The organism is Aeromicrobium flavum (genome assembly GCF_007992115.1).
Taxonomy (GTDB): domain Bacteria; phylum Actinomycetota; class Actinomycetes; order Propionibacteriales; family Nocardioidaceae; genus Aeromicrobium; species Aeromicrobium flavum.
This window is the reverse complement of record NZ_BJZQ01000007.1, coordinates 47,918-60,039: the sequence shown is the minus strand read 5'-3', so window position 1 is coordinate 60,039 and position 12,122 is coordinate 47,918. Positions and strand designations below refer to the sequence as shown.

The 12,122-nt window shown below is 72.0% G+C and carries 9 protein-coding genes; 2 read left to right on the top strand and 7 right to left on the bottom strand.

Features of this window, described 5'->3' with window-relative positions:
• Nucleotides 1-14: 14 nt before the first annotated feature.
• Both AFL01nite_RS08865 and AFL01nite_RS15735 read right to left on the bottom strand, forming a co-directional pair.
• Nucleotides 15-1,850, bottom strand: a complete 1,836-nt coding sequence (locus AFL01nite_RS08865) for an AMP-dependent synthetase/ligase (protein ID WP_146827319.1) — start codon at nt 1,848-1,850, stop codon at nt 15-17.
• A gap of 76 nt (nt 1,851-1,926) precedes the next feature.
• Nucleotides 1,927-4,149 (bottom strand): esterase-like activity of phytase family protein, encoded by a 2,223-nt coding sequence (locus tag AFL01nite_RS15735; protein ID WP_146827318.1) that lies wholly within the window; start codon nt 4,147-4,149, stop codon nt 1,927-1,929.
• 278 nt (nt 4,150-4,427) lie between these two features.
• Here AFL01nite_RS15735 and AFL01nite_RS08855 point away from each other — a divergent pair, with 278 nt between their 5' ends.
• Complete coding sequence (locus tag AFL01nite_RS08855) at nt 4,428-5,387, top strand: putative endonuclease domain-containing protein (protein ID WP_146827317.1); 960 nt, start codon at nt 4,428-4,430, stop codon at nt 5,385-5,387.
• 87 nt (nt 5,388-5,474) lie between these two features.
• On the opposite strand, the gene lepA is transcribed toward AFL01nite_RS08855, so the two are convergent.
• Both lepA and AFL01nite_RS08845 read right to left on the bottom strand, forming a co-directional pair.
• The gene (gene lepA, locus AFL01nite_RS08850) at nt 5,475-7,334 is read right to left on the bottom strand and encodes a translation elongation factor 4 (RefSeq protein WP_146827316.1); all 1,860 of its coding nucleotides are present in this window, start codon (nt 7,332-7,334) and stop codon (nt 5,475-5,477) included.
• A gap of 45 nt (nt 7,335-7,379) precedes the next feature.
• Nucleotides 7,380-7,721 (bottom strand): hypothetical protein, encoded by a 342-nt coding sequence (locus AFL01nite_RS08845; protein WP_146827315.1) that lies wholly within the window; start codon nt 7,719-7,721, stop codon nt 7,380-7,382.
• 145 nt (nt 7,722-7,866) lie between these two features.
• On the opposite strand from AFL01nite_RS08845, the gene rpsT reads away from it, so the two are divergent.
• On the top strand, nt 7,867-8,127 hold the full coding sequence (rpsT, locus tag AFL01nite_RS08840) for a 30S ribosomal protein S20 (RefSeq protein WP_146827314.1): 261 nt from the start codon (nt 7,867-7,869) through the stop codon (nt 8,125-8,127).
• A 51-nt stretch (nt 8,128-8,178) separates the two neighbouring features.
• Here rpsT and holA read toward each other — a convergent pair whose 3' ends face one another.
• Genes holA through AFL01nite_RS08825 form a run of 3 tightly spaced genes read right to left on the bottom strand, consistent with a single transcriptional unit; the run spans nt 8,179 to nt 12,096 of the window.
• On the bottom strand, nt 8,179-9,156 hold the full coding sequence (gene holA, locus AFL01nite_RS08835; protein ID WP_186813881.1) for a DNA polymerase III subunit delta: 978 nt from the start codon (nt 9,154-9,156) through the stop codon (nt 8,179-8,181).
• Between the two features lie 14 nt (nt 9,157-9,170).
• The gene (locus AFL01nite_RS08830; protein WP_146827312.1) at nt 9,171-11,390 is read right to left on the bottom strand and encodes a ComEC/Rec2 family competence protein; all 2,220 of its coding nucleotides are present in this window, start codon (nt 11,388-11,390) and stop codon (nt 9,171-9,173) included.
• A complete protein-coding gene (locus AFL01nite_RS08825) occupies nt 11,371-12,096 on the bottom strand; it encodes a ComEA family DNA-binding protein (protein ID WP_146827311.1) in 726 nt (241 codons plus the stop codon). Before AFL01nite_RS08825 ends, AFL01nite_RS08830 begins: the two co-directional genes overlap by 20 nt.
• Between the last annotated feature and the right edge of the window lie 26 nt (nt 12,097-12,122).

Here is a 12,122-nt window from a genome sequence, read left to right as displayed (position 1 = left end):
TTCGGTGCTGCGGATCAGGACCCGGCGTAGAAGCCCTGCAGGACGTCGGCGTAGCGCTCCTCGACGACGCGGCGCTTGACCTTCATGCTCGGCGTGATCTCACCGGACTCGATCGTCAGGTCGTGGTCCAGGACGGCCCACTTCTTGATCGTCTCCCACGGGTTGAGCTTCGCGTTGAGCTCCTCGATGTCCTTGGCGATCTGCTCCTGCATCGCCGGCGACGAGACGATCTCGGTGTACGACTTGCCCGCCATGCCGTGGTGCTCGGCCCAGCCCTCGACCGCGTCGGGCTCGAGCGTGATGAGCGCGGAGCAGTACTGGCGCTCGTTGCCGTGCACGATCATCTGGCTCGCCAGCGGGCACACGGCCTTGAACCGGCCCTCGATGTGCGACGGCGCGATGTACTTGCCGCCCGAGGTCTTGAACAGGTCCTTCTTGCGGTCGGTGATGCGCAGGAAGCCGTCGGCGTCCAGCTCGCCGATGTCGCCCGTGGCCAGCCACCCGTCGTCGGTCAGCGCGGACGCCGACTCGGTCTCGAGGTTGTGGTAGCCGCGCATGACGCCGGGGCCCTTGATCATGACCTCGCCGTCGGCGGCGACCTTGACCTCGGTGCCCGGGAACGGCTTGCCCACGGTGCCGATCTTGAAGTCGTCCGGCAGGTTGACGAACGAGCCCGCCGACGACTCGGTGAGGCCGTAGCCCTCGAGCACGAGGATGCCCGCGGCGTGGAACCACTCGGCGATGTCGGGCGACAGGGCCGCCGCGCCGGAGATGAAGAACCGCACCCGGCCGCCGAAGCGGGCCCGGACCTTGGAGAAGACGAGCTTGTCGGCGATGGCGTGCTGCACCTTCAGTGGTGCCGGCACGGGCTTGCCGGCACGGGTGAGGCGCGAGACCTGCAGGCCGACGCGCTCGGCCCAGTGGAACAGCTTGAGCTTGGGCCCACCCTCCTCCTCCATCATGCCCACGACGCGGCCGTAGGCCTTCTCGAAGATGCGGGGGGCGGCGCCCATGAACGTGGGCTTGACGACGGCGAGGTTGTCGACGATCTTCGGCACGCGACCGTCGACGGCGCACGCGAAGCCGACGGCGAGCTGCGTGGTGAGCAGCACCTTGCCGAAGGAGTGCGCCATGGGTAGCCAGCGGAACTCGAGGTCGTCGATGCTCAGCAGTCCGGGCGCGGCGACGGCAGCGCCCTCGTAGGTCCAGCCGTCGTGCGCGAGGCGGACGCCCTTGGGGCGGCCGGTGGTGCCGGACGTGTAGATCAAGGTGGCGAGCGAGTCGGGCTCGGTGGCCGCGACCCGCTGGCGGACGACGTCGGGGTGGTCGGAGAGGTACTTCTCGCCCATCGCGATCAGGTCGTCGAGCGAGATCACCCAGTCGCCGTCGGTCTCGCCCTCGTAGGCGATGACCTTCGTGACCTGCGGCAGCTCGGCGCGGCCCTCGCGCAGCTTGGCGACCTGCAGGTCGTCCTCGGCGAAGACGACGCGGCTGTCGGAGTCGGACAGGATGTAGACGACGTCGGCCGTGACGGTGCTGGGGTAGACCGTGGTCGTGGCCGCACCGGCGGCGTTCGTCGCCAGGTCGGAGAGGATCCACTCGATCCGGGTGCCGGACGCGATCGCGACCCGCTGCTCGGGCTCGACGCCCAGCGCCACGAGGCCCGCCGCGATCCTGGTGACCTTGTCACCGGTCTCGCTCCACGTCATCGAGTGCCAGTTCTCGTCGGCGTCGGGGTAGCGGAAGGCCTCACGGGGCCCGGAGGCGTTGACGCGGTCGTAGAACAGCTCACCGACGTTGCGGGCGCGGTTCTGGACGATCGTGAGCTGTTCGGCGGCGGACACTGCCATGGAGTTCTCCCGGGGACGGTGGGGCGAGCTGTGATTCAGGTCACCCTACCCGTCCCCGGGCACGTGTCACAGAGGGTTACCGCTTTTCCGCGGCCGTCCCCGGGTGGTCCGTGAAGAACCCGTCCATCCCCGCGTCGAGGAATCTGCGGATCTCACCGGCGAGGTCGCCCGGGGCCGCCGGGTCGGTGCTGCTGCGGAACTCCACGGGCAGGAACGAGTTCTCGCGGCGGAACGTCCAGCCGTGCACGACCAGCCCGGCGGCGTGCGCGTCGTCGATGACCGGCGTCGGGCTCCCGAGCCTGCCGTCGGCGGTGCGCGGGATCATCCGGTCCTTGCACAGGCCCACGCCGTCGGCATACCGCGCGATGCGACGCAGCTGCGGCGCCGTCACCAGGTCGGCGTAGGTGCGACCGTCCCCCGCCGCCACGAGGTCGTACGGAGCCCCGCTGCAGTCGATCAGCTGGACGATCCGCGCCCGGCTCCTGCGGTTCAGCTCCTGCAGGTTCTGCGTCTCGAAGCTCTGCAGCACGACGGGCGCCCCGCGACGGTCGAGGCCGGCCCGCTTCAGCCCCGCGACCAGCGGCTCCTCCATCGACAGGCCGACCGAGTCGAAGTACGTGGGGTGCTTCGTCTCGGGGTAGACGCCCACCGGCTTCCCGTCGCACGTGCGCGAGCGACGGGCCAGGTCGAGCACCTCGTCGAGGGTCGGCACCGGGTACAGCCCATCGAACGCGGTGTTCGCCGGGCGCAGCGCCGGGATGCGCTCCTTCGCCCGCAGCGTCCGCAGCTCGGCGAGGGTGAAGTCCTCGGTGAACCAGCCCGTGATCGCACGGCCGTCGATCGTCTTCGTCGTGCGCCGTGCGGCGAACTCGGCCCGGTCGGCGACGTTCGTGGTGCCGCCGATCTCGTTCTCGTGCCGCGCCACCAGGACCCCGTCCTTCGTCGGGACCAGGTCGGGCTCGATGAGGTCGGCGCACTGGCGGATCGCCTCGGAGTACGACGCGAGGGTGTGCTCGGGTCGGTGCCCCGACGCACCGCGGTGCGCGACGATCGTCGCCTCGTTCGCGCCGACCCGCTGGCGCCGCAGCTCGACGACGGCCATCTCGGTGTCGTCCGGGCGGCCCGGGACCCGGGCGTCGTTGCCGGGGTAGTTGTTGTCGTTGCCGATCAGCAGCCGACCGTCCCGCAGCTGCACGATGGTCTCGAACGACTGCACGGGCAGCGAGAACGGATCGCCGGTGCCGTAGCCGTCGCCCGCGCCGATCCCGGCGGGGTTCGCGATCTTGAGGGCGTCGAGGACGAGCTCCTTCTCGACGTGGCCGTCACGGTCGCGGCGGTCGAGGTCGACCCGGTAGACGCGCTTGGTGACCGCCTGATCGCCCTCGAAGTCGTCGCGCTCGGCCACCAGCAGCTCGTGCCGACCGACCGTGAACGCGTCCGCGACGAGCGAGGCGTCGGTGTCGGCCTCGTACGACCAACGCTTCGCGGTGTAGCGGTTCCGGCGGGTGTCGAACTCGTGCACCCACCGGCGTCGCGGCTGGCTGTCGTCGGTGCGGGCGCCCTCGAGGATCGGGTACAGGTACCGGCCGTCGGCACTGGCCGCCATGGCCTCGAACCCCTTGCTGTTGGGCAGGTTGGGCGTCGCGCCGGCGGGGTTCGACGGCGACTGCACGCCCGGCAGCGGCACCGGCTTCTCCAGCAGCACGCCCGTGGCGTCGACGTGCAGCAGGAACGGGCCGAACTCCTCACCGATCCAGAACGTGCCGTCCTTCGCGCGGACGATTGACTCGACGTCGAAGTCGGCTCCCGTGAGCAGCCGGTCCTTCGTCGCCTCGTTGACGATCTCGAAGCCGGCCTTGCGCCGCGGGTCGCGCAGCGAGACGTGGCGCTCGACCTCGATCTCGCCGGCGCCGCCCTGCGCGGTCTGCCACCGCGGGCGGACCTGGTAGATCCGCAGCAGGAAGTCCGCGGAGTTGGCCTTCGAGCCGAAGCCGTTGTCCGGCAGCGCCCAGAAGGTGCCGTCGCGGTTCTCGATCATCGCCGAGAACCCCGGGATGACCTGCCCGGCGAACGGGCCGGTCCGGCCGTTGGCCGCGGTGGCCTTCGCCCCGGACGGCGGGCCCTCCTCGAGGTGATCGGCCGAGAGCGTCGCCCGGGCGACGAGCGTCGGCACGACCGTGGTGCCGCGGTTGCGCGACGCCTCGGCCGCTCGGGCCGACGTCACGGAAGCCGCCACCATCGTGGCGGCGAGACTGCTGGTGAGCAGGATGCGGGCTGCTCGTCCCCCCAGATGCGTCATGGCGCCGACGCAACCGCATCACCCCGACCCTGGCGGAAGGAGCAGGTGAAGCCCGGGTGAACCTTCCGGCACGCCGCCCCCACGTCGACCCCTCCCCTCCCCACTCCCCCTCTCCACTTTTGGAACTGGATCCACGTCGATCTCGCCGTGGGACGTGGATCCAGTTCCAAAAGTGGGTGCGGCGAGCGGCATGCACAGGCACGGCGGGCGGCGCGCCCGTGTCCACAGGCCGTTCGCGAGGACTCCCGCTCGGGCCCCGGCCCTCGGACGCTCGAGTCATGCCACCGGTTCCCGACAGCCTGCGCGGACGCGCCTTCACCACGGCCGAGGCCCTGGCCGCCGGGGTCACCCGCCGGATGCTCGAGGGACCAAGGTTCGAGGCGGTGCACCGCGGACGCGGGATCTGGGCCGCGTCGGGCGAGCCGCGCGACCTGGCGTTCCTGCTCCACGCGGACCGACTCGTGCTTCCGCCGGACGCGGTGGTCAGCCACGTCACCGGTCTGCGCCTCCACGGCGTCGACATCGGTGGGTCGCGACGACACTGGTCGACCAACGCTCCTCGGCGGAGCAAGCTCGCATCGGTGGTGCTGCATCGCCGGCAGGCGCCACTGGCTGCGACGATCGTCGGTGGCTTCCCCGTACTCCCGCCCGAGCGCTGCCTCGTCGATGCGGCCATCGAACTCAGTCACCGCGACATCGTCCGGGCGGCTGACGCCCTGATCGCCGCGGGTGCCATGACGCCGGAGTCGTTCGCGCGGTTCGCCCTGACCCGGCACCTGCACGGTGTCCGCCGGTCACGCGCGAACGCGGGTCGCACGCGGGAGCGGGTGGCGTCCTTCCGCGAGACCGACCTGCGGCTCCTGCTCGCCGTGGCGGGCCTGCCCGAGGCGGAGGTCAACCTCGACATCTTCGACGCACACGGAACGCATCTGGCCTGCGGCGACCTCGTCTACGTCCAGCGCCGGATCGTGCTCGAGTACGACGGCTGGTACCACGACCGGACGGCCTCCCAGCGACGGAAGGACCTCATCCGGAGGGAGAATCTCGAGGCCGACGGCTGGCTGGTGATCGTGATCGTGTCGGGAGACCTGGACCACCCGGCCCATCTCATCGGGAGGGTGTGGCGCGCGCTCGCGTCGCGCGGACACACCGGACCACCGCCACGGTTCCATCCCTGGGAGCTCGAGGAGCTCGCTCGGCACCCGAAGGCTCAGCGCTCCGGCTCAGCCGCACGATGAGGCACTTTTGGTCCCGGATCCACGTTCTCCGGCCGGATCGACGTGGATCCAGTTCCAAAAGTGGTGAAGGAGCGCGCCCGGCCGGGGTCAGGTCTGCTTGGTCTCGCCCGTCGAGAGCGCGGCGATGAACGCCTCCTGCGGGACTTCGACGCGGCCGACCATCTTCATGCGCTTCTTGCCCTCCTTCTGCTTCTCGAGGAGCTTGCGCTTGCGGCTGATGTCGCCGCCGTAGCACTTGGCGAGCACGTCCTTGCGGATCGCGCGGATGTTCTCGCGGGCGATGACCCGCGCGCCGATCGCGGCCTGGATCGGCACCTCGAACTGCTGGCGCGGGATGAGCTCCTTGAGCTTGCCGGCCAGCGCGACGCCGTACGAGTACGCGTTGTCGCGGTGCACGATGGCGCTGAACGCGTCGACGACCTCGCCCTGCAGCAGCACGTCGACCTTGACCAGGTCGGCGGCCTGCTCGCCGGACAGCTCGTAGTTGAGTGAGGCGTAGCCCTTCGTGCGCGACTTCAGCGCATCGAAGAAGTCGAACATGATCTCGCCCATGGGCAGCGTGTAGCGGATCTCGACCCGGTCCTCGGACAGGTAGTCCATCCCGCCGAGCTTGCCGCGGCGCGCCTGGCACAGCTCCATGATCGTGCCGATGTAGTCCGTCGGCGCCAGGATCGTCGCCGAGACGACGGGCTCGAAGACCTTCTGGATCTTCCCTGCGTTCGGGTACTCGCTGGGGTTGGTGACGACGTGCTCGCTGCCGTCCTCCATCTCCACGCGGTAGACGACGTTCGGTGCGGTCGAGATGAGGTCGAGGTTGAACTCGCGCTCGAGCCGCTCGCGGACGATCTCCAGGTGCAGCAGGCCCAGGAAGCCGATGCGGAAGCCGAAGCCCAGCGCACCCGACGACTCGGGCTCGTAGACCAGGGCCGCGTCGTTGAGCTGCAGCTTCTCCAGCGCGTCGCGCAGCGTCGAGAAGTCGTCGCCGTCGATCGGGTACAGGCCGGAGAACACCATCGGGTTGGGGTGCTGGTAGCCGCCGAGGGCCTCCTCGGCCGGCCGCGACGCGGACGTCACGGTGTCGCCCACGCGGCTCTGACGGACCTCCTTCACGCCGGTGATGAGGTAGCCCACCTCACCGACGCCGAGATGGTCGGCCTTCATCGGCTCGGGGCTGATGACGCCGACCTCGAGCATCTCGTGCACGGCGCCGGTGGACATCATCTTGATCTTGTCGCGGTGGCTGAGCTTGCCGTCGAAGACGCGGACGTAGGTGACGACGCCGCGGTACGTGTCGTAGACCGAGTCGAAGATCAGCGCGCGCGGCGGCCCGTCGGGGTCGCCCTGCGGCGGCGGGACCTCGTCGACGATGAGGTTGAGCAGCTCGCGCACACCCTGGCCGGTCTTGGCCGAGACGCGCAGGACTTCGTCGGCGTCGCCACCGAGGATGCCGGCGATCTCCTCGGCGTACTTCTCGGGCTGGGCGCCGGGCAGGTCGATCTTGTTGAGCACCGGGATGATGTGCAGGTCCGCGGCCATCGCCAGGTAGAGGTTCGCCAGCGTCTGGGCCTCGATGCCCTGGGCCGCGTCGACCAGCAGGATCGCGCCCTCGCACGCCTCCAGCGAGCGGCTGACCTCGTACGTGAAGTCGACGTGGCCGGGCGTGTCGATCATGTTCAGGACGTACTGCGTGCCGTCGTCGTCACCGTCGGACTTGGTGAACGGCATGCGCACGGCCTGGCTCTTGATCGTGATGCCGCGCTCGCGCTCGATGTCCATCCGGTCGAGGTACTGGGCGCGGGCCGCACGGTCGTCGACGACGCCGGTCAGTTGCAGCATCCGGTCCGCGAGCGTCGACTTGCCGTGGTCGATGTGCGCGATGATGCAGAAGTTCCGCAGCAACTCGGGCGGCGTGCTGCCGGGGCGAGGGGCGGGGGTGGGGCGCGTCATGGTGACTCCATTGTCCACGACCCGCGCACGGGTCGTGACAACCGATCAGCGCCAGGCGTACGCGATGACGACGTTGACCACGACGAGCGCGGCCACCACGTGGCCCCACGGGTTCGGCGCGGGCAGCTTCTGCTTCATGAACGCCAGTGCGGTCGCGACCGCCGCGATGACCAGCTTGACGCCCACCTTGGCGTTGTTGGGGTCGTCCACCGCGTCACTGGCCGAGGCGATCCCCGTGAGCACGATCCCGATCACCAGGGCGGTGGCGACGGCGTGCGCCATCCCCTTCGGGACGCGCGGGGCGCGCAGCGAGAGCGCCCACAGCACGAGGGCGGCGGCCCAGCAGGCGATGTGGACCCAGACGAGGATGTCGTAGAACGTGTGCACGGTGCGAGCCTACGAGACGGAGCGGATTTGAGGCAGGGGCGCTGTCGCTGGTAGAGTTGGTCCTTGCGTGTCCAGCCCACCGTACGACGGGCTCGGGCGCGACCAAGACTTCTCATCACCGGAACGACGAAAGAACAGGTTTGCCGTGGCGAACATCAAGTCGCAGATCAAGCGCAACCGGCAGAACGAGGCCGCTCGCGAGCGCAACAAGTCCGTGCGCTCGGCCCTGAAGACCTCGGTTCGCCGCTTCCAGGAGGCCCTCGAGGCCGGCAAGACCGACGAGGCCAAGGCTCTCGCCGCCGACACCGCGAAGAAACTCGACAAGGCTGCTTCGAAGGGTGTCATCCACAAGAACCAGGCCGCGAACCGCAAGTCCGCGATCGCCAAGAAGGCCGCCGCTCTCTGAGCCGCTGAGCAAGGCCCCGCACCCCCTGGGTGCGGGGCCTTTCCCATGCCCTCAGGAGGTGCGGGAGCGGGCCACCGCGACGTCGATGATCATCCGCTCGACGGCGTGGGCGGGCTCGGCCGAGCCGCCCTTGACCTGCAGGTCGGCGTGCGCGACCGCGTCGAGCGCGTGGCGCAGCGAGGTCTCGTTCCAGCCGCGGGCACTCTGGCGCAGGGCGCGGATCTTGAACGGCGGCGCCCCGATCTCGCGCGCGAGGTCGGCGTCGCGCAGGCCGGGAGCGGCCGTGACCACCCGGGCCAGCTGGCGCAGCCCCGAGGCCAGGGCCGCCGTGATCAGCAGCGGAGCGACCTTGGCCGCCTCGGCCCACCGGGCCCGCTCGAGCGCCAGGTCCAGCCGCCCGTCGAGCGCGGCGTCGGCGATCTCGTAGCCGCGTACCTCGGCCCGTCCGCCGAAGTACCGGCGCACCACGGCGGCGTCGAGGCGCTCGCCCTCGGCCAGCGTGGTGACGAGCTGGTCGACCGCCGCGGCCAGGGATCGAAGGTCGGACCCGACGGCGGCCACCAGCACCGCGGCGCCCTCGTCGTCGATCGCCCGGCCCAGGTCGCGTGACTCCTGGCGGACCCAGGCGATGAGGTCGCGCTCGTACTTCGGGGCCTGCTGGGCCACCTCCGAGACGGCCGGGGTCTTGCGCAGCTTGTCGAGCAGGCCCTTGCCCTTCACTCCCCCGCCGTGGATCAGCACGACGGAGGTGTCGTCGGACGGCGCTGCCGCGTACGCGAGGAGCTCGCCGGCGACCTGCTCGCCGAGGTCCTGCAGGTCGGTGAGGACGACCGCGGTGGCCTCGCTGAACAAGGAGGCGCTCGTGAGGGCGGTGAACTCGCCCGGTGCGAGGGACGAGGCGACCGCCTGGGCGACCTCGGCCGCGGGAACGGCGGCGCGGATCTGGTCGACCGCCTGGCGCCTGGCCCGGTCGGACAGGAACTCGGAGTTGCCGGTGATCAGCAGGATCTTGCCGAACGGGTTCGCCACGTCCCGAGGATAGGTCACCGCGCCGACACGATGAGCCGCCCGTCGCGATCGACCACGGCGACCGTGCCCGACCGGTCGGTGCGCCACACCGCGGCTCCGACGTCGGCCAGGGTCGCCAGGGCCGCGGGCGCGGGGTGCCCGTGCGGATTGTCGGCGCCCACGCCGATCAGCGCGACCGCCGGAGCGGCCCGCCGCACCAGCTCCGGCCAGTGGTCGGCGCTGCCGTGGTGGGCGACCTTGAGGACGTCCGCGGCCAGGTCCGGGTGCAGCCGCGTGACGCCACGCTGGGCCTCCTCCCCCAGGTCGCCGGTGAACAGGACCCGGCGGCCCCGCACGGTCGCGCGGACGACGACGCTGGCGTCGTTGCGCGCCTCGGCCGGCACGCGCTCGGCGTCCTCGCGGGGCCACAGCACCTCGAGCAGGACGCCCCGGACCGTGACCCGGTCGCCGGCGAGGAGTCGGACCCGGCGTCCGGCCGGCACGTCGGGGCCGCCCGACGGCCCGTCGGCCAGCACGTCGACCCGCCGCCCCCGGACGGCGCCGCGCCAGCCCTCGACGTGGTCGGCGTCGCCGTGGGTGAACAGCAGCAGCGCGATGCGGTCGATCCCCAGGGACGTCAGGCAGCGGTCGATCGGTGCGGGCTCCTGGCCGACGTCGATGACGATCGCCTCGCCCGGAGCCGTGGGCACGACGAAGCCGTCGCCCTGCCCCACGTCGCACGCCACCACGACCACGCCGTCGGGCGGCCAGCCCGGCGACGGCGGCCGCAGCACGGCCAGCAGGAGGCCGAGGGTGACGCCGACCGCCAGGGCGGGCCGCCGCGCCAACCGCCACAAGCACCAGCCGGCGATGACCGCCACCGGGACGAGCGTCCACGCCGGCCACGGCCAGGAGACGGCCGCTCCGGGGGCGCTCGCGCCGATCCGGGCCACACCGACGATCACCGTCGCCGCCACCCACGCGACGGTGCCCGGAACGGCGCCGACGGCCGGGACGACGAGGTCGGCCAGTCCGGCCGCCAGCCCCGCGACGGTGGCCGGCGCGACCGCGGGCGCGACGACGACATTGGCGAACACGGCCACGAGGGACACCTCGCCGCTCAGCGACGCCACGACGGGCAGGCAGGCGAGGTGGGCGGCGATCGGGACGGCGACGGCGGTGGCCACCGGCCCCGGCAGCCACGCCAGCCGACGGGCCAGCGGCGGAGCCAGCACGATGATGCCGGCGGTGGCCGAGACCGACAGCACGAAGCCCGGTCGCGTCGCCAACCACGGGTCGAGGACCAGGAGCACGATCACCGCCCAGGCCAGCGCACGCAGGCCTGCGCCGGCCCGCCCGACCAGCAGGCCGGCGAGCGCCACCGAGCCCATGACCGCGGCGCGTTGCACGCTCGGCTCCGGTCGGGCGACCAGCACGAAGGCGACCACGGTCAGCACCCCCGCCACCAGCAGGACCCGTCGTGTCGCGCCCAGCGCCCGCAGGCCCAGCAGCACGACGCCGAGCACGATCGTCAGGTTGGCCCCGGAGACCGCGAGCAGATGGGTGAGACCCGTCCGCGCGAACGCGTCCCGGGTCTGGTCCGTCAGGCGGGACTCGTCGCCCGCCACGAGCGCCGGGACGAGAGCCGCGGCCTGGTCGTCGCGATGGTCGACGCCGTCGCGGATGCCGTCGCGCACGACCTCCGACCCGCGCCACCACCACGGGCCCGAACCGATCGGGCGCCAGTCCAACACGCGGAGGAGGGCCGCCTCGTCGCTGCTGTCCGCGGGCTCGAGGTCGGCGCGGACCGCCAGCCGGGTGCCGGTGACGAAGCGATCGGCGGGCCCGTCGACGAAGGCCGTGGCGCGCACCCGCACCCGCCACGTCCGCTCCCCCGACTCGACGACCCGGACCGTCACGGGCACCACGACTCCCGTCCCACCCGCGGTGGCATGGGCCCGGCCGTCCTCCCGGACGACGACCTCGGCGCGGACGACGGGTCCCGCCTCCGCCAGGCGGGCGACGGGCGAGGCCTCCACGGCGGCCCCGCGCCACCCGCAGCACACCGCCGCCAGGACGAGGCATGCCGCCGGGAACGCGATCGCGGGCCGTCGCCGTCCCCACGTGCCCAGCAGCGCCACCACCGCAGCCACGCCGAACGCCCAGCGCACGTCGACGTGCGTCAGGGCCGCGGCCGTTCCCCACACCGCGACCCCGGCCGGGACGACCCGCAGGTCAGACCGAGACGAGGTCACGCAGCTCGGCCAGCGTCGCCTCGCCGATGCCCTTGACGTCGAGCAGGTCCTCGACCGATCGGAACGGCCCGTTCTCCTCGCGCCAGGACACGATCGCCTGCGCGGTCACGGGACCCACGCCGGGCAGCTCGTCCAGCGCCACCAGGTCGGCCGTGTTGAGGTTCACGAGTGCCGCCGGCGTCCCCGACGGACCACCAGCAACCGCGGGCGGTGCCGCTCCGGACGGACCGCCCACCACCACCTGCTCACCGTCGTTGAGGACCCGCGCCAGGTTCAGGCCGGTGGTGTCGGCCTTGCCCTTGAGCCCGCCCGCCGCGGTGATCGCCTCGTGGACGCGCGATCCCGGCGGGAGCGTCACGATCCCGGGCCGCCGGACCTTCCCCGCGACGTCGACGACGAGCTCGGCACCGGGGCTCGCGGTGGGCGCGGCGTCGGCGACCTGCACGCGTGCCGCCGCCGGCACCGGCACCTCCTGCGGGCGCCCGGCCAGGAGCCACCACACCGTGAGGACCGCGGCCACCCCGGCCGTCACGCCGGCGAACCGGACGTGCGCCGGGCGCAGCGCTCTCCGCACGGCGCTCGGGCGACGCCGCCGCCCGGGTGGCGGCTGATCGGGATCGGGCAGGGAGGCGTCGAAGGTCGCGGCGAGCTCGGCGAGTCGCTGCCGGGCGACCTGGGCGCGGGTCTCGGGCGGGACGGGAGCCATGCCGTGACCCTAGGAACTTCGGATCA